A 20,134-nucleotide genomic window follows, 5' to 3' on the forward strand; every position below is an offset into this window, starting at 1 on the left:
GATAAAATAAATATGAAATATATGGAGATGAATATGAGTCGAAAAAAAGGTCAGATATACAGTGCGGAGCAGAAGACAAAAATTGTATTAGAGCTACTAAAAGAAGATCAAACAATAAATCAGCTAGCAACAAAGTATCAGATAACAGCAAAATCTATTCAGAACTGGAAGAAGCAGTTTTTAGAGAATGCTTCATTGGCATTTGAACCGGCAAAAGCGGTTCAAGAGTTCAAGGATGAAATAAAATCTAAAGATGAAGAGATAGCAGAGCTTCAAAAACAACTTGGTAAATCGGTTGTTGAAAAGGAATGGCTATCAAAAAAGCTAGAGAGCTCGGTCTCATTAAATAAGCGTAAAACACTTGTCGAGAACGGGCTTGAACTTACTAAAACAACCCAATGTAAACTCTTAAGTATAAGCCGTGCAACGCACTACTATAAAGCAGTGCCAGTCAGTGAACAGAACTTAAAAATAATGCATACTATAGACGAAATAGCCACAGACAACTCAGAGTATGGATATCGTTATATTTATCGACAGCTCATAGAGGATGGTTACATCATAGGCAAAGACAGAGTGCTTAAATATATGCAATCTATGGGGATACAAGCGATTTATCCAACGAAAAAGCGTTTGACTAGCATCAAAAATCCAGAGCACAAGATTTATGAGTATTTACTCAAACCTTACTGGACAAGAACAGGCCGAACTAAACAAGTCTATGTTCCAACACCAAATGAAGTATGGAGCGGAGATATCACTTACATCCGAACTAACGGTGGATTTATGTACCTTGCAGCAGTTATAGATTGGCATACAAAAGCGATTTTAGCTTATAAGATTTCCAACTCTATGGATGCAACTCTGGCTACAGATGTGCTCAAAGAGGCACTAAATAAATATCCAAAGCCAAAGATATTTAATTCTGATCAAGGAAGTCAGTACACAAGTTATGAGCATACTCAAACTTTAAAACAACATGACATCCAAATCTCAATGAACGGCAGAGGCAGATCTATTGATAATATTGTCATAGAACGCTTTTTCAGAACACTCAAGCATAGCAATATCTATATCAGTGACTATCAATCAATCAAGGAGTTAAAAGAAGGTGTAAACGCTTACATGTACAAATATAATTTTAAGAGATTTCATTCAAGCATAGGTTATCAAAAACCAATGAATCTCTATCTTGAATATTTAAAAAGTGTAGTATAAAGTAGCAACTAGAGGTGGAAATTAATTAAGCTGAAAAGTTGTCTTGATTTTTCAGGCCATTATATGCCGACTTGGAAATGCCGACGATTCTTAGACGAAAAGGCATATAAAGCCTTGTCTTACAGTCATAAATTAGGTGTAAATGGCCTAATTTATTTTATGCGTGTTTTTATCTCTCTTTTCTTTTCACACCAACAAACCACAATATAAAAATATTTTATAGACAAAATGCGTCTATATGTATGTCTATAATCTCTTAATAATTTCAATGGAGAAAAGAGATGAAAGAGCTAACAGAAAAACTAAAAAGTATGAAAAGCGCAACACAGTCTCAGTATGATGAGATGATAGAGAAGTATGCTCATAAGGAAGTCATCAAAGAGCTTAAAGAAGCAGGTTTGACAAAAGAGGACCTTACTTCAGAGGAGTTTGAGGCTCTTTTAAATGAACAAAAAAAGAGATCAAACGCTTATGCCAAAGGTGTGTTAGGCGCATCTGGGGTATTTCTATTTTTAGAGCTTTTGGGCTAGAGATGGCAAAAATAGAACTGCTGGACAGGCTTTTTAAAGAGTACCGTATCTGGACACTAAAGCTAAAGACGGCTTCTCAAAATATTGAAGATAACATCTTGCAAAAAGATACAAGTGCAAAACTTGAGGAGAAAGTTATCAGCATTGTTATCTCTTCTGTTCTTGTTTATATCGTCATTGGCATTATCGGTCTATTTGGTGTTGGTATCGCCGGAGTATGGGGCGTAGTTGTTTTTGCAATAGGATGGCTTTTATCTAAGGGGCTAAATAAAAAGATTTTTGGAAGCATGAGAGCCGTTGATTCACTAAAAGATGATGAAAAACTACTTTTAGAGAAGTTGTGGCTGCTTCACGGAGCACATGAGGAGATACGAAATCGTCTAAATGATAAAACAATGTTAGTCTTTTTTACAGACTATCCATCCCTTAGAAGAGAGTTTCAAGAGACTATAAATAGACTCTTAACATATGACGCTTCAAATTTGGCACTTAAATATAGATACAAATATCCATATTTGGTAAAAAAGTATCAACAAGAAGTTGAAGTATTTAATGAAATATATGCACACAAAAAAGGAAAATAATAATGCTAAATAATCAGATAATGTATATAATCTTGGCTCTTATAGTGATATTTTTTTTACTAAGCTTAGATAAAAATTCAAACAAGAATTTCAAAAATGAGATAGTAAGCCTTGGAATACTTGGAACTTTTATCGGAATAGCAATAGGTCTTTTCAACTTTGATGTAACAAACATAAAAGAGAGTATGCCCCAACTCTTAGGCGGGTTAAAAACTGCCTTTATTACATCTGGAGTTGGAATTTTTTTCTCTATTATTCTCTCTATCTATAAACCGCAAAGAACCAAAAAAGATGAGATGCTCGGCGCACTCGAAGAGGTAGTAAAAGATTTTAACAACAACCTGACTGAGCAGTTTGGAGATAACTTTAAGCAGCTTAATGAAGCCGTTAAAAATATGATTGTTTGGCAGGAGAACTATAAAAGCCATATAACGAAGAGTCAAGAGAGTATTGGTCATATTGTCAAAGAGCTTAAGCAAATCTCTCTCGCAAAAGAGAGTGAACAGGCAAGTATCCAAAAACTCACAGACAATCTGGTTGCATCTAGCGATAAAGTAAAAATCTCGCTTGAAGAGACTACTGAGATTGTAAAAGAGAACATGCAACTCTTGCTCAGAGAAGCAAACAAAAGGCTTTAAAATGAACGATAGCCAAAACAGCTGGGTAAGCATAGCAGATGTCATGTCTGCTCTTATGATGATATTTATGTTTATCTCCATCTCTTTTTTATATGAACTTCTCAGCAAAAAAGAGAGCTATAAAATAGAGCTAAACAAAGCACTGCATAAAGAGTTTGATATGGATTTAACAAAGTGGCAGGCAGTCATTACGCAAGATAATATCATGCGCTTTAACTCGCCATTTCAAACAGGGAGTGCTGAAGTACCGCCGCAGTTTTACGAGATACTTCAAGATTTTTTCCCACGCTATATCAGACTGCTAAACATTGAAAAATTCAAAGATGAGATTGATGAGCTAAGAGTTGAGGGACATACATCTAACGGCTGGGGAGCAATAAGCAGCGAAAAAGAGATTTATATAAAAAATATGCATCTCTCTCAGGAGAGAGCAAGTAATGTTTTAGCGCTCTGCTATAGCTTAGAAGATAGCACTGTTACGAACAACCAAAAGTGGCTGGAGGCAAATCTCAGAGCAAATGGCATGTCATTTTCTAAGCCGCTTTATATGAACAACTCAAGTGTTAAAGACCAAGAGAGTTCCAAAAGAGTGGAGTTTAAAGTCCTCATAAAATAAGGCTTTTTATAAAAAGTTTTTTCTAGACATTATGCGTCCATAATTTTTTCTATACTTTTTCATATTTCGATATCAAGGGGAGGTTCAACATGTAGAAAAAACTCTCTCTTGTTATAAAAATAAAAAATAATAAAAGGAATATACAAATGAGAAAAATAAGTTTGCCACTATTGGCAACTGCAACACTCTTTATATTATCTGGCTGTTCATCGCACAATGTAACCATTGCGCCGCAACAACCAAAAAAATATGAAGTTTTAGGAAAAGCAGAGGGAAGTGCTAGTGGCTCTTTGGGGCTTTTAGGAACAGCGTACTATTTTGTGCCAATGGGACTAAACTCAAGAGTTGATAGAGCATATGAAAACGCACTAAAGAGCGTTCCGGGTTCAACAGGGCTTATCAATGTAACATATCAGGAAGATTGGCTATGGTGGATTATCGGTACAAGCAGAGATGTCACCATTAAAGGCGATGCGATTAGGGAGATAAAATAATGAAGTACATAAAAAAAATAATTGCGATTGCTTCGCTAGCTATCTTTGGTTTTTTTATAGTTGGATGCTCAGGCACTCCTGTTTATATTGAGACTCCAAATCCAGTAGCATATGAAGGCTCAAAAGATAAAGGTAGAGAAATAAGTGCCTCTGCGAGTGGATTCCAGCTATTGCTTTTTATACCAATAGATATAAATGAACGCCATGAACAAGCCTACCAAATGCTAAAAGCACAAGCTGGCAATGGCTATATTACAGATGTAAAGATTAAAGAGTCTTGGACCTACGCACTTGTGGGAACTGTTTACAAAACAACTATGAGCGCTATAGTTTATCCTAGAGAGTAGAGTTTATTCAAAAGGCCTAATTTTTTATTTTCATAAAAAGTTAGGCCTTAATTATAATGCTTTACGAATAATAAGTGAGGGGAAAATGTCAAATAGTAAATACACTAGAGAGTTGACATCTTCTGCTAAGGTTGTTCATAAGAGTATTGAAGAGTTTAAGAGCCAGATTTAACAGACATATAGTTTTTAAGAGTTTTCATCTATTGCTGACATAATATTATAGAATTTTAAAAAAATTATTATTAAATATAGTACAACAAGAAACATTATTGTAATATATTACTCAATGAATAAAAATTGGAAAACATATGAGTCATAAGTCTTTTACACCAGGTCAAAGAGTAATTATAAGAGATGCAGAATGGGTAATTAGAAGAGCAGACATACTCGCTGATGATGGTTATGAGTTGGCTTGCAGTGGTATTTCTAACTTTGTTAAGGGTAAAGAAACAATATTCCTAACGACCTATGAAAAAAATATTCAAATCATAGACCCACTTGAAACTAAATTTATCATAGACAAATCAAGTTCGTACCAGCAGTCTCTTCTCTACATAGAATCTCTTTTAAAAGATGTAGTTCCTACAGACCGTAAGATTCATAGAGCACATCATGCTGCTATGGATAAAGTAGATTACCAATTTGAGCCGGCACTTCAAGCACTAGGTCAGCCAAGGCAACGAATCCTTATGGCTGATGCGGTTGGACTAGGTAAAACTCTTGAAGCGGGTATCTTAACCACAGAGCTTATGAAAAGAGGTAAAGGCAAGCGCATCCTTGTTCTTGCTGTAAAAAGTATGCTAACACAGTTTCAAAAAGAGTTTTGGAACCGTTTTTCTATACCATTGACTCGTCTTGATTCTCAAGGTATTCAAAGAGTTAGAAATAAAATTCCAGCCAATATGAACCCATTTTTTTACTATGATAAATCTATTATTTCCATAGACACTCTTAAGCAAGAAGCACTCTATCGTTCATACATAGAACAGTCATATTGGGATATTATCATCATAGATGAAGCTCATAATGTTGCCGATAGAAATTCAGGCTCTCAAAAGTCAAAACTAGCAAAACTTATCTCTTCAAGATGTGATACTTTGATGATGCTCTCAGCTACTCCACATGATGGAAGTGCCAAAAGTTTCGCATCACTTTTAAACATGCTCGACCCAACAGCTATTGCCAATCCAAATGATTACACATTAGATGATTTCAAAGATAAAGGTCTGGTAATTAGGCGGTTTAAAAAAGATATTGCAGACCAAGTAAAAGATGAATTCAAAGAGAGACAAATATTTACTATCAAATCAAATGCATCTATCTATGAAGAGGATGTTTTTGACTATATTTCAAACCTGACATTTAAAACACTTGACAGCAAAAAAAGAGCAGGGAGCGAACTATTTAGAACTACACTCATAAAATCGCTTCTCTCTTCTCCATTAGCTTGTATAGAATCAATTAAAAACAGAATTAAAAGAGTAGAAAAACTTGATGAAGACTACAGTGATGATATTGATACACTTGAAATTTTACTCGAAAAATTACAGCAAGTAGATATTAATAGTTTTTCAAAATATCAAGAGTTAGTAGAACTTATCAACAAAAAAATGAAATGGAAAAAAGCTCCAGATGATAGAATAGTCATCTTTACAGAGCGTATTAAGACACTTGAATTTTTAAAAGAGCATCTTCAACATGACTTAAAGCTAAAAGATAACGAATTAGTCACTATGACAGGCTCCATGAGTGATATTGAAGTAAATAAAATAGTAGAAGATTTTGGGCAAGAAGACTCAAAAGTAAAACTTCTTATAGCCACAGATGTAGCGAGTGAAGGTATCAATCTTCATTACCTCTCTCACAGGCTTATCCACTTTGATATTCCATGGTCGCTTATGGTGTTTCAACAGCGTAACGGAAGAGTTGACAGATACGGGCAAGAAAAAGAGCCAGAAATCTATTACATGCAAACATCTTCCTCAGATGAAGATTTTAAAGGCGACAATCGAATCTTAGATATTTTGATAAAAAAAGATGACCAAGCAGCCAAAAATATTGGCGATCCAAGTGCATTTATGAATGTCTATAGCATAGAAAAAGAGGAAGAGATCGTTGCCAATGCAATTGAAACTAAAAAAGATGCAGATACATTTGAAAAAGAGCTTGATGCGAACATCGAAGACTCAGAATTTGATTTTTTTGCAGCATTAAACGAATCCCTAGAAGAAAAACCAAAAGCAGCAAAAATTGAGTTTGGAACATCTTTATCTCTTTACGAAGATGATTTAGCCTACACAGCTAACGCTTTAAAATACATCCAACAATTTCAAAAGCTAGATGCAAGATTTGAGCATGACCGCATAGAACTCCACGCATCAGAACTGGAAGATTTAAAATACAGATTTAAAATGCTGCCAAGTGAAGTTATCCCTGATAAATGGCATTTTATCTTAACAAATGATTTAAAAACCATCAACGACGAGATAAAAAATTCCAGAAAAAATGAAACAGCATGGCCAAACATTCATTATCTTTGGGAACAACATCCACTTCTTGAATGGATAAAAGATAAATTATTAAGCAATTTTAACAGACAAGAAGCACCAGTTCTAACTTTAAATACTTTAGAAGAAAATGAACAGATTTTTATCATAAGCGGTCTTATACCAAATAAAAAAGCACAACCTGTTATTGATGAATGGATAGGTGTGAAGTTTACTCACAATAAGTTTGATTCTATATTGACCTTGTCTGATGTGCTTGAAAAAACAAAGCTAAACACTAAGAAGTTTCCAAACAGTGCAACAGATTTTGAACTTGAAAGCATAAAAAATAATCTACCAACAGCTATAAATGAAGCCATATTATATATCCAAGCACAAAGAGATAGTTATGATGATGCCATGAGTACTGAACTTTTAAATCATCTTGATGGACTTGATAAATTAAAAGTTCGACACATGGGACAACTTGAGATGGATTTTGATCAAGAGTCCAAAAAATTAGAAAAACAACGAGAGATAGATAATATATTTAAAGATTATCATAACTGGATAAAAGAGACCATGGAGATAGAAAAAGAGCCGTATATCCAAGTAATAGCAGTTCTAAGAGGTATAAAATGAATCTAATCGGTATATCCAACGAAAACGAGTTTTATACAAACCACTATCTCAACGAAATTTTTGAGGGTGATATAAAAGAGCAAATAACATCATGGCAAGAAAAAGAGAATGAGAGTGATGTTTATAAAACACCGTATAAAAAGCTCAGGGGTATTGGCGCTGATTATTTTGAGCTGTTAAAAGAGCTTCAAAAAAAAGGCAATACTACCCAAGACAAGCTAGGTTTATCAAGAGAGTTTTACAAATCATTTTTGGACATCTTCGGTTACAGTTTTTCTTTCACCACAAAAGATTTAGGAGAGCTGGCCGTTCCTATAATTGCCAGTGTAGATAAATCTGATGGCAGTCCATATCTTTGGATATTAGAGAGTTTTTGCAGTGAGAGTTGCGATGTGCTGACTACTACTTTAGAAAAAGAGCAACTCAAAGAGCTTGACGACTACAATGGTGAGTTGAATTTTGATGCCATCATCACTTCGCATATATTTACTCTCTCAGAGCCTCCACGCTGGGTGATGCTCGTCTCACCTTATCAGATAGTGCTCATAGAGAGAGCCAAATGGGCGCAAAAAAGATACCTGCGATTCGACCTCGAAGAGATACTCGGCAGAAAAGACGACAGCACTCTCAAAGCTACAACGGTACTTCTTCATCAAGAATCTCTTGCTCCAAAAGATGGACTAAGTCTGCTTGATACTCTTGATGAAAACTCACACAAACATGCGTTTGGTGTCACAGAGGATTTGAAATACTCTTTGCGAAGTGCAGTAGAACTTCTAGGAAATGAAGCACTTTATTTTCAAACAAAAAATAATCCCGATTTTTTACAAACACCAGAACTCGAAGCAAACCTCACAAGAGAATCTTTGCGTTACATGTACAGACTTCTTTTTTTATTTTACATAGAATCCCGTCCAGAACTAGGCTTCATCCCCTCAAAATCTCAAAGCTTCATAAAAGGGTATTCATTAGAGAGCCTAAGAGATTTAGAACTTATGCCACTTCTAACAGATAACGATAAAAACGGCACTTATTTCCATGAGAGCATATCATTACTTTTTGACATGATTTATAATGGCAGAGTAAGCCATAGAGCAAATATGACAGGGAAAGATTTGTTTGCTATCTCACCTTTACGCTCACATCTCTTTGATCCAAACAAGACACCCATACTCAATGGTGTAAAACTTAGAAATCATATCTGGCAAGAGATTATCCAAAGTCTTAGTCTTAGTCGTGAGAAAAAAGGAAACAGAGGCAGAGGAAGAATCTCTTATGCAAATCTTGGCATCAATCAACTTGGAGCAGTTTATGAAGCACTTCTAAGTTACAAAGGTTTTATCGCAAAAGAGGAACTTTATGAAGTAAAAAAAGCAGATTCCAACCCAACAGAGCTAGAAAATGCTTACTTTGTCACAGAAGCACAACTCCATGAATACAAAGAAGCAGAGAGAGTTTTTAACACCGATGGAACAATCAAAGCCTACAAAAAAGGCTCATTCATCTACCGCCTCGCAGGAAGAGATAGAGAAAAATCAGCTTCTTACTACACACCAGAAGTTCTCACCAAATCACTTGTAAAATATGCACTCAAAGAGCTACTTGGTATTGACGAACATGGCAAAATAGCAAAAGGTGCAGATGAGATTTTAGCTCTTACGGTTTGCGAACCAGCCATGGGAAGTGCAGCCTTTTTGAATGAAGCTATCAACCAACTCTCAGAGGCATATTTACATCAAAAGCAAGTTGAATCTGGCGAAAAGATTCCACATGCCGACTATGTATCAGAACTCCAAAAAGTAAAAATGTACATCGCCGACAATAATGTCTACGGAGTGGACCTAAACCCAACAGCCGTAGAACTAGCAGAAATCTCTCTTTGGCTCAATGCTTTAGCGGGTGCATTTGTGCCATGGTTTGGGTTTCAGCTTGAAAATGGAAACTCTCTCATAGGTGCGAGGCGAGAAGTGTATGAAACACATCAATTAAAAGCAGAGAAAAAAGCACTCATTTGGTATGAAGATGCACCAAAAAGACTCTCTCCAAAATCTCTATGGCTCACTAAAAAACGAGAAGTCACTCTTGGGCAATCATCTGGCTCACTTTTTGAAGACCCTACAAAACTGCCACTGGTTACTGTAGTAGAAGAAAAAGTTGATGACAAAAGTGCAGGAAGAAAGATAGACTCACAAGTGTATCACTTCTTAGTCGGCGACAAAGCGATGGCAAGTTACACAGATAAAGTAGTAAAATCACTCAAAAAAGATGAGATAGACAAAATTGAAAAATGGCGTAAAGAGTTCATAAAACCACATGCCAAAAGTGAAGTAGATAAACTCCTCAGACTCAGCCTAGCCATAGACAAACTTTGGCAAGAACAAGCAAGACATCTCTACGACATGAAGAAAAAAACAACCGACACTCTACATGTATGGGGACAACCAAAAGCACAAAGCCGAGAGACTAACATAGAGTACAAAGACACCGTATTTTTACAAGAGAAACTCTCAGCAGATGTAAAAAGTTCAAGTCCTTATGTGAGACTCAAAACAGTGATGGACTACTGGTGTAGTTTATGGTTTTGGCCCATAGACAAAGCAGAGTTTTTACCATCAAGAGAGCAGTTTTTAAACGACATCTCACTTTTGGTAGAAAAACGAGACGACATCATCATGGACTTTGACAAAAACCTCTTTAGTGAAACCATAGACGATGAACTCAAATTTGAACAAATAACAGAACTAGGCTTTATAGATGTTCATGAGCAAATAGCCAAAAATGAAAGACTTCAAATAGTTCAACGAGTGAGCCATGCACAAAAGTTTTTGCATTGGGAGCTTGAGTTTAGTGATGTGTTTGCCAAAAATGGCGGGTTTGATTTGATTTTAGGAAATCCGCCATGGCTCAAAGTGGAGTGGAATGAAAGCGGAATTATGGGTGAAGCTAATCCACTTTTTGATATAAGAAAGTTTAGTGCGAGTAAATTAAATACTTTGAGAGTTGAAACTTTTGAACAGTATCCAAACTTAGAAAAAGAGTATATTGGTGAATATGAAAGTTCGTCAGCTACTCAAAACTATTTAGGTTCAAACTCAAACTATCCGCTTCTTGATGGTAAATCAAATCTTTATAAATGTTTTTTACCTCTTGGCTGGAATGTGGCAAATAGTAAAGGGGTGAGTGGATTTTTGCATCCTGAGGGTGTTTATGATGATCCAAAAGGGGGAGCTTTAAGAGTTGAAATATATAAAAGATTGAAGTATCACTTTCAATACATCAATGAATTAACTTTGTTTGCAGAAGTGGACCATCATTTAAAATATAGTACGAATATTTTTAATAATTCTAATAGAAATATTGATTTTAAAACTATTGCAAATCTATTTTTACCTCAGACAATTGACAATTCATTTGAAGATCATGGGAACACTGTTGTTGATGGTATTAAAGATGATGAAAACAAGTGGAGCATAAAAGGACATAAAAGTAGAATTGTAAGTATAAAAAAAATTGAACTAGAACTTTTTGCTAAACTATATGATGATGAAGGGACAAATTATTTACAGGCTAGACTTCCAGCACTTCATTCAGTTGAACTCATAAGTGTTTTAGAAAAATTTGCAGATTATCCAAAAAGGTTAAGTGGAATAAAAAAAGAATACTATTCAACCCAATTTTGGAATGAAACCACAGCACAACAAGATGAAACAATGGAACGAAATACTAAATTTGTAAATTCTTCACAAGACTTAATAATATCAGGACCACATTTTTTTGTTAACAACCCTTATTATAAAACACCAAGAAAAGTTTGTACATTAAATGGAGATTATGATGTTCTAGATTTAACTAGTATAAGCAGTGATTACTTACCTCGAACTAATTATATTCCACATAGCAATGAATATGAAAGCAGAATACCAAGTGTTGATTTTGGTAATAATATGAAAGTAACAGAATTTTATAGAATTGTTTTTAGAGCAATGGTAGGAAGTGCAAGCGAAAGAACACTTACTGGTGCAATTGTTGCAAAAAAAATTGCTCATACTAATGCGGTAAGATCTATCGTATTTAAAGATAATTTTATGTTGATAAAACTAAGCATATTAAGCTCTTCAATTATTGCAGATTTTTTTCTAAAGTCAACGGGTAGAACAAATCTTCACTATACATGGGAAACTTTTCCATTACTTGATATTAATAATGAGATGATTACTAGAAACTTATCGCTAACATGCCTGACAACTCACTATTCAGAACTTTACGAAGAACAATTCAAAGAAGACTTTAAAACAGATAATTGGACTAAAAAAGATGACCCAAGATTAAATCATAACTTTTTTAAAGATTTAACACCCACATGGAATCGGCATGTAGCTCTAAGAACAGATTATGAAAGAAGACAAGCGTTAGTTGAGATAGATGTGCTGGTAGCCATAGAACTAGGACTCACACTAGAAGAGCTAAAAACCATCTACCGCATCCAATTTCCAGTGCTTAAACAAAACGAAAACGAAACATTTTATGACATGAACGGACGAATAGTCTTCACAGTCAGCAAAGGCCTCACAGGAGTAGGCTTACCAAGAAACGCAGACAAAAAAGCCCCTCCATACAAAATAGTCATTAATGGCTTAGTAGAAGAAAAACCCCTAGGCTGGGAAGATATAAAAGAGATGAGTGAAGGAGAAATCCACCGCACCATCCAAGACGACACAGTACCAAACGGCCCAATAGAACGAACCATAATCTATGTAGCCCCATTTGCCAAATGCAACAGAGAAAAAGATTATGAAATTGCATGGGCTGAGTTTGAGAGAAGAGGGGATGGAAGATAACAATGAGTAACTTTGATGTATTGAGAAATCAGTTACCACAGCTAGCGGAATTGGGTGCATTCGCTGAATCATATGTATACTCTGATCCTGTAAGCGCGATTATCAAACTGCGTATCTTTAGTGAGCAGTTTGTCAACACAATTTATGCAAAACAACAATTTTATTATGAGAGTAGCTGGTCTTTTTATGATCGCTTGGAAAATATAGAGTTTAAAGATAATGTTGACAAATCTATACTGCAGAAACTACATGCTATTAGAATGAAGGGCAACACAGCTGCACACAAAGGCAAGGCTTCTAGTGATGATGCTTTGTGGCTTTTGAAAGAGGCATACTTGATGGCTTGTTGGTATAATGCACTCTATTCAAAGTCTGAATCACAACCATGTAAAGAGTTCGTTCAGCCGGCAGAACAAGGTGTTAAAATTGACAAACTTCAAGAGACCATCAAAGAGTTAGAAGAAGTTATTCAAAAAGAACAAGATAAAAATAGAACTGCTATACATATTTCTACACAAGAAAATAAAGAAAAAACTTTACAATTTAAAACTGTAAATGAGCAGATTGCCAGTAATATGAGCCTGAGCAATAATGAAATCAACAATAGAATTGATATTGAAGACATCTATTCCGAGTATGATTTAACTGATGAGCAGCATCAACTTGTGCAAGAGCTGAAGCTTTTTTTATCGGATAAAACTAAACATTTGTTCCTATTGAAAGGATATGCGGGTACCGGTAAAACATTTATTCTTAAAGGTTTGACAGACTACTTCGAATTGACGGGAAGAAACTATAGATTAGCCGCACCAACTGGAAAAGCTGCTAGAGTAATCGCGTCAAAGACTAGGAAAGAAGCTTATACAATTCATAAGTCTATATACTCAAATACTGACATAAAAGAATTCAAAACTGAAAATACAGATGGTACGGAAACTTACAAATTCTATTATGACATCAATGTCAATGAAGACCCAGCACAAACCGTTTATGTCTTCGACGAAGCTTCCATGATTCCAGATGTTTACTCAGAAGCTGAATTCTTTAGATTTGGTTCTGGTTTTTTATTGCGGGATCTACTGAAATATATCAACTTGGACAATAATGACCATGATAAGAAAATAATATTTGTCGGTGATAATGCTCAACTTCCTCCAGTAGGAATGAAATTTTCACCTGCATTAAGTGAGGAGTATTTATTAGAAAAACATCAGCTCAAGGCAGCTTCTTTTGAGTTAACTGAAGTAGTTCGCCAAGCGAACAACAGTGGGATTCTGGAAAATGCTATGCAATTACGCAGTAATCTCAAAAATGATGTTAGGAATCAACTAGATTTTAATATGGATTATGATGATGTTGAACATATTGAACATGTCAACCTGATGAACAAATATCTTGAATCTTGCGATAATAAAATCAATGGTGAGTCAATCATCATAGCGCACTCTAATGCATCTGTATCTGAGTACAACCGTAGAGTAAGGGAGCATTTTTTTGTAGGTCAGCCATTTTTAGCTCCTGGAGACAAAGTAATGTCTGTCTCCAACAATGTACAACATGAAATTTTGATTTCAAATGGTGATTTTGGATTGGTCAAAGAGGTAGCTCCATTAGCTGAAACTCGATTGGTACGTATAAAAAGAAAATCTGAAGTGACTGGTGAAGTAGAAAATATTGATATAACATTAGTATTTCGAGATGCTATTGTAGGGTTTAACGATACAGACAATAAAGCGCATTTTTTCCAGTGTAAAATCATTGAAAATTTGCTTTATTCTGAACAGCCTAATTTAAGCTCTGATGAGCATAAAGCTCTTTATGTTGATTTTAGGATGAGACTTCCTTATTTAAGACCCAGTACAAAAGAGTTTAAAGACGCGCTACGAAGTGATCCTTACTTTAATCCTATGCGAGTTAAGTTTGGCTATGCAATTACATGTCATAAAGCACAAGGTAGTGAGTGGAATAATGTATTTGTAAATTGTCAAACCAACATGGGCTTTCTTAATGCGACATATTATAGGTGGCTATACACTGCAATAACTCGAACTTCCAAAAAACTTTATCTTTTAGATGAACCACATATAAAACTTACAAGTGGGATGAAGGCTGTAGGGGGAATTTTTGAAGAAGCAGTAAGGGAAGCAGATGATATTACTCTTTCAGTTGAAAGTAAAGATGATGCAAGTCAAAAAGAACTATTTGGCATTCAGGCTGGTAACTCATTTTTAATGACTATATTTAATTATGTGTCTAGTGCAATTACGCCTGAACATATTAATATTTTAGATATTCAACATCATCCTTACCAAGAAGCATACTTTTTATCTGATGAAAAAGAACGGGCTAGAATAAACATCTACTATACAAGTAAGCAAGAGATATCAAATATTATTTGGCAAGAGAAAAATGATTTATCAGAAAAGCTTGTGGGGCTCTTAGCATCGTTACATCACAAAAAAATCATTATAAAACAGACACATAACCAAGATACGGTTGAGAAACATTTCGAATTTTCAGAACCGTTCCTAGAAGAATTTTATATGTTACTATGTGGTGTTTTAGAAGCTCATAATATTAAGATTGATGATATCTCGTCCCATTTATGGTTGGAAAAATATATGTTTTCTAGAGGTGATGAGATTGCAAGTTTTAATTTTCATTATAATGGAAAAAAGCAATTTACACGTTTCATGGAAGAGAAAAAAAATAGCACATCAGTGGCATTAATACGTGATTTAAATCAAATCTTTTCAAGCGAGTTAGGATAATGGTTACAAGCAAAGAAGTTTTTGAAAAACGAAAGGCCGGATTATTAATTGATGCTTTAGATATGGGTCGAGAACTTGTTTTAAACACTCCTAATGATCCATGGAACATAAAAGCATTGGCATGGACGATTATAGACTTAATAAAAGCTGCATCTACTAATAATGATGTTGAATTTGCACAGTCGTTAGCTTCCGAGCTTCGAGGTTTAAATTTGGACCGCAGTGATGACATCTTAATGAAAAGTGTCAGTTATGTATTGAATCTTTCAAATCCTGCAAGTAAGGTCATTAATGATGCTAAGTTACTTAGCAAACAAGGTAATCATGAAGAAGCCATTAAAGCATACCGCTATGCTATGAATACCTCGCCGAATGATCCATTTATCCAAGAGGGTCTTGGTTGGGAACTTTACAAGCATGGAAAACAATTTTTTAACCATGATGAAATTGTGCTTGGGCCGGCAAAACAATTGTTATTTGAATATATCAAGCTTCAGAATCCAAGACCATCATTACTACATTCACTTTTTTTAAAGCTTTCCGACAAACTAATCGGAAAAGAGGGGTTTAACCTAGTTTCATTTCTACAGCTTTGGGATTTGAATAATTTAACAGATGATGATTTTAAACCTTATAAAGCTGATAATGGCAATGTGTATCCTAGCATTGCAGAAAAGGTTATTCAGCATGCTGCGAAAGACTCATTGTCTAAAAATATTTCAGTTGATATTGAATATATTCTTCCTTTTGTTGATATGGCAATAAGTAAGTTTCCTGAGAACTTTTGGCTTACTTACTACAAAGCAAAACTACTGCATAGTCTGGGTTATAATCAGGAAGCTTATGAGTTTTCAATATCTGTAGTCAAAGCAAAACTAAACGATTATTGGGCATGGGACTTATTAGCAGAGACATTGATAGATGTTGATCGAGAAAAAGCTTTTTCTTGTTATTGCAAGGCACTTTTATGTAGAAGTGAAGATAAATTTCTTGCGAGTGTACGAATTAAACTTGCAGAGTTACTTCTTCAAAAATCTATGTTTAATGAAGCAAAATATGAAATTAATCAAGCAATAAAAAGTCGAGAGAGTGAGGGTTGGAAATTAACAGAAATACTCGTTCATTATCAGCAAAGTGAATGGTATGCCAATGCAACTGCTACGACAAATAATCTGGCACTTTACAAGCAACATATTAGTCTTGCAGAATCATTGCTATTTGATGGTCTTCCATGGCTGAATGCATCTGTTGGCAATACATTTACAACACCAAGAAGCCCTGATAAACCTAAAAGAAAAATATATATTTCTATAACTGGAAAGTCAACTCCTATCGAAATTTCAGTATCAGAAAAAAGATATCAATTTAAGAAGATGGAGCAGGGTGCTGGACTGAGAATAAAAGGTGAATACGATTCAGAAAATCGGTTTCAAATTTATCTTATTGAGCCAAGAGATATAGCACTAAAATGGGATATATTCCCCGAATATATTGGAATAATCGATTATGTCAATAATGAGAAGAAGCTTGCACATTTTATTGTAGACAGAAAGATTGATGGTGTTTTATATTTTGCTGACTATCCACTGAAGTTTGAGGTGTCTGATATCGTTGCTCTTAAACTTTCCTCACATGAAAATGATAGAGGCATACAACACAGTGTCTTATCATGCGTGCCTACAGATAAAGAAATTAGTAGCACAATCGCAAAAAACTTCAAAAGCACTGTTAGGATTGTTAATGGATTTGGTTTTACTGACAGTGATGTATTTATTGATAGACCTTTGGTGGAGCACTTCAAAATGCAAGACAATGATAGTATAGAAGGATTGACTGTACTGAATTTTAACAAGACAAAAAAAACTTGGGGATGGAAAGCAATTAGAATTGATAAATATGAACAAGATATTGAAGATGAGGCTTACAGTGAAAGTTTCTGAGGCTTCTTTTGATGAATTAATCAAGGTTTGGAACGAAACTAGACTAAGTAATTGTCAAGCAGGAATAGCAAAGTGAATATATTTAAGAAAATATTTCAATATTATGTATCATTAAAAGTAGTCAATAAGAGAGGTTTTAAATTGCAAGAAAATATATATAATGAGATAGATAAATTATTTAATGACTATGAATCTTTTGTGATTACTTTAAAAGGTGATTGGGGTACTGGCAAAACTCATTTTTGGAATAAATATAAAAGTGATAAGTTAAGTGAGAAACAATATGCCTATGTATCATTGTTTGGTAAAGATAGTATTGATGATATAAAAAAAGATATTATTATTCAGATATCAGTCAAAGATAAACATTTATCATCTATAAGAGACAAATTAAAAGATGTAAAAACAACTTTAGGTTTTAAAGAAGATGATTCAAATTTTGGACTAACTGGCTCAATGCTTAGTTCAGTAATGTCGCTGTTTGAGAAAAAAGACTTTGAAGATGTCGTTATATGTATTGATGATTTTGAAAGAAAGTCTAATAAATTAGATATTAAAGATATATTTGGTTATTTGTCTGTTTTAAAAGAACAGTTTTCTTGTCAAATAATTCTTATTCTAAATGAAGAGAAAATTTCAGAAGATATAGCTATCTATAAAGAATATAAAGAGAAAATAGTCGATTTTGAATTTCATTTTAGACCATCTGTTGATGAATCATTTGAAGTTATCAAAGATAATATGGAAATGTTTAAAAATGAATTCTTAGAATATTGTCAAAATGTTGGATTAAATAATATACGAGTGATGAAAAAGGTAGTTAGATTTTTAAATAGAGTATCTCAAGATATAAAGTTTAATGATTATTCTGCAAATACAAAAAAAGATTTTTTGAATAAAGTTCTATCCATATTGGTCCCCTATTATAAGTTCTCTACTACTGAATTTAAATCTTTACAAGAGTATACGTATAGTCGAAGATTTGATGAAGATACAAAAGTTAAATCCAATCAAGATTATGAGGATATCCTAAGTTATATGACTCAGCAGGGTATCTTATATCATGTTGATGAAATGGATTTAGTAGTATTGGAATATATAAATAATTCTATACTTGACATAGAAGTTTTAAGACAAACAGTTAAAAGTTTAGATGAAAAACAAGATGAAGCTCTTGTCGAAAATCAATTTCATAATTTACAAAATAATATGCTTTATAATCTAAATTTAGATAAAGATGAGTATATAAAAGAAGTCTATGATTTTCTTGAACAAAACTATTCAGTGATTTTCAGAAAAACATCTTTTAGTAACTTTTTATTTTATATAAACGAGTTAAAAGAATTAGATAAACAGTATAAGTCAAAATATACTAATCTTCTAGAAACATGTGTAAAATCTTTTGTACAAGAGGTTTTATCTATTAAAGACAATTCCTACATGCAAATAGAAGATATTTATGGCATGCATATTTTTAAGAGTTTTGAAAAAGAAATTCCTGCAATAAAACCATACATAGAGGAAAAACTATCTGAACGAAAAAAGATTAACTACAATTTTGATAAGCTACAAGAAGTATTAGAAAAAATTAAGTCGAATAAGGGCTATGGTGCTTTTGAAGAAGATATTATTAATAGTTTATCAGTTACTTTTTATAAGGAAGCACTTTATAAGCCAGAAATTTTAGAAAAAATAATTTATCTATTGAGACATCACAGTAGTATGGAAAATTTAAAAATAGGAATAGCTAAAATCAAAGAAGCAATAGCTTTGATAGAAGAGGATGAAAATAGCAATGCCTATCAGATAAAAAGAATTAAGTTTATTGCTGGCTATAAAGACACATTGATTGGAGATAAACTATGAACCTAAAAGATTTTAAATCAGGCACATTAAAACAAGAGTATCAATACAAAAGTTTTTTGCCTCATAGCATAAATCATACTTTTACATGGAATGATCCACAGATAAACATCATGCTTGAAAATGCAACAAGAGCACTTGGTGAGCTTAATGCTTTTACTATGATAGTGCCAAATGTAGATATATTTATACAAATGCACATCACAAAAGAGGCTAATACTTCGAGTAAGATTGAAGGCACAAAAACAGAGATGGACGAAGTGCTTATCTCAAAAGAACAAATTGATCCAGAAAAAAGAGATGACTGGCAAGAGGTCAGAAACTATGTAGATGCTATGAATTATGCAGTGAAAGAGCTTGATACTTTACCTCTTAGCAATAGACTGATAAAAAAAATACATGAAATACTTCTTAATAGTGTCAGAGGTGAAGTCAAACAGCCTGGAGAGTTTAGAAAATCACAAAACTGGATAGGTGGCGCGAGTTTGGCGAGTGCGTATTTCATTCCTCCACATCAGATGCATGTGGATGAACTTATGAGTGATTTGGAAAAGTTTTTGCACAATGAAGAGATTTTTGTGCCACACCTCATAAAAATTGCAATTGCACACTATCAGTTTGAGACTATACATCCATTCTTGGATGGCAATGGAAGAATTGGCAGACTTCTTATCACGCTTTATTTGGTAAGTAATGGTTTACTAAAAAAGCCATCACTATATTTGTCTGATTTTATTGAAAAAAATAAAACTGCTTATTATGAAGCTTTAACTACTGTTAGAACAAGTAATGACATAGAGCGATGGATAAAGTTTTTTTTAGAAGCAGTTATCTCTACTGCCAATAGTGGAATTGAAACTTTTCAAGCAATTTTGTCTCTCAAACAAGACATGGATGCACTTATTGTTGGATTCGGTAAAAAAGCACATAATGCAAGCAAGCTTATAGAGTTTTTGTATCAAAAGCCAATTATTATGGTTAATGATATTGTGGAACCTTTGGGTATTAGTAAGCAAACAGCTAATCAACTTGTAAAAGAATTTGAATCAAAAGGGATACTAAGAGAGGTGACTGGCTATGAAAGAAATAAACTATTTGTTTTTGAAAGATATTTAAATATTTATAGTCAAAGTTAATGCACAAAACTTGACTAAGAAAATCCATAGT

13 protein-coding genes are annotated in these 20,134 nt (G+C 33.9%); all 13 read left to right on the forward strand.

Going from position 1 to position 20,134, the window contains the following annotated elements:
• Nucleotides 1-12: 12 nt before the first annotated feature.
• The 13 genes from AC6H33_RS04310 (at nucleotide 13) to AC6H33_RS04370 (ending at nucleotide 20,103) form a co-directional block, all read left to right on the forward strand.
• A complete protein-coding gene (locus tag AC6H33_RS04310) occupies nucleotides 13-1,218 on the forward strand; it encodes an IS3 family transposase (protein ID WP_497605725.1) in 1,206 nt (401 codons plus the stop codon).
• A gap of 281 nt (nucleotides 1,219-1,499) precedes the next feature.
• Entirely contained in the window at nucleotides 1,500-1,748 is a 249-nt protein-coding gene (locus tag AC6H33_RS04315; protein ID WP_497605726.1) for a hypothetical protein, read from the forward strand.
• Between the two features lie 2 nt (nucleotides 1,749-1,750).
• Nucleotides 1,751-2,332 (forward strand): hypothetical protein, encoded by a 582-nt coding sequence (locus tag AC6H33_RS04320; RefSeq protein WP_497605727.1) that lies wholly within the window; start codon nucleotides 1,751-1,753, stop codon nucleotides 2,330-2,332.
• Nucleotides 2,333-2,334: 2 nt separating this feature from the next.
• Nucleotides 2,335-2,970 (forward strand): hypothetical protein, encoded by a 636-nt coding sequence (locus AC6H33_RS04325; protein WP_497605728.1) that lies wholly within the window; start codon nucleotides 2,335-2,337, stop codon nucleotides 2,968-2,970.
• 1 nt (nucleotide 2,971) lies between these two features.
• Nucleotides 2,972-3,586 (forward strand): OmpA/MotB family protein, encoded by a 615-nt coding sequence (locus AC6H33_RS04330; RefSeq protein WP_497605729.1) that lies wholly within the window; start codon nucleotides 2,972-2,974, stop codon nucleotides 3,584-3,586.
• Nucleotides 3,587-3,732: 146 nt separating this feature from the next.
• Entirely contained in the window at nucleotides 3,733-4,080 is a 348-nt protein-coding gene (locus AC6H33_RS04335; RefSeq protein WP_497605730.1) for a hypothetical protein, read from the forward strand.
• Nucleotides 4,080-4,427: a hypothetical protein gene (locus tag AC6H33_RS04340; protein ID WP_497605731.1), complete on the forward strand. Its 348-nt coding sequence runs from the start codon at nucleotides 4,080-4,082 to the stop codon at nucleotides 4,425-4,427. Before AC6H33_RS04335 ends, AC6H33_RS04340 begins: the two co-directional genes overlap by 1 nt.
• Before the next feature lie 308 nt (nucleotides 4,428-4,735).
• The gene (locus AC6H33_RS04345) at nucleotides 4,736-7,555 is read left to right on the forward strand and encodes a DEAD/DEAH box helicase (protein WP_497605732.1); all 2,820 of its coding nucleotides are present in this window, start codon (nucleotides 4,736-4,738) and stop codon (nucleotides 7,553-7,555) included.
• Entirely contained in the window at nucleotides 7,552-12,393 is a 4,842-nt protein-coding gene (locus tag AC6H33_RS04350; protein ID WP_497605733.1) for an Eco57I restriction-modification methylase domain-containing protein, read from the forward strand. The genes AC6H33_RS04345 and AC6H33_RS04350 overlap by 4 nt, the downstream gene beginning before the upstream one ends.
• Before the next feature lie 2 nt (nucleotides 12,394-12,395).
• Entirely contained in the window at nucleotides 12,396-15,164 is a 2,769-nt protein-coding gene (locus AC6H33_RS04355; RefSeq protein ID WP_497605734.1) for an ATP-dependent DNA helicase, read from the forward strand.
• A complete protein-coding gene (locus AC6H33_RS04360) occupies nucleotides 15,164-17,104 on the forward strand; it encodes a tetratricopeptide repeat protein (RefSeq protein WP_497605735.1) in 1,941 nt (646 codons plus the stop codon). Before AC6H33_RS04355 ends, AC6H33_RS04360 begins: the two co-directional genes overlap by 1 nt.
• A 141-nt stretch (nucleotides 17,105-17,245) precedes the next feature.
• On the forward strand, nucleotides 17,246-18,970 hold the full coding sequence (locus AC6H33_RS04365) for a P-loop NTPase fold protein (RefSeq protein ID WP_497605736.1): 1,725 nt from the start codon (nucleotides 17,246-17,248) through the stop codon (nucleotides 18,968-18,970).
• Nucleotides 18,967-20,103 (forward strand): Fic family protein, encoded by a 1,137-nt coding sequence (locus AC6H33_RS04370; RefSeq protein ID WP_497605737.1) that lies wholly within the window; start codon nucleotides 18,967-18,969, stop codon nucleotides 20,101-20,103. The genes AC6H33_RS04365 and AC6H33_RS04370 overlap by 4 nt, the downstream gene beginning before the upstream one ends.
• Nucleotides 20,104-20,134: the final 31 nt, after the last annotated feature.

The sequence above is a fragment of the Sulfurimonas limnophila genome (genome assembly GCF_059705345.1).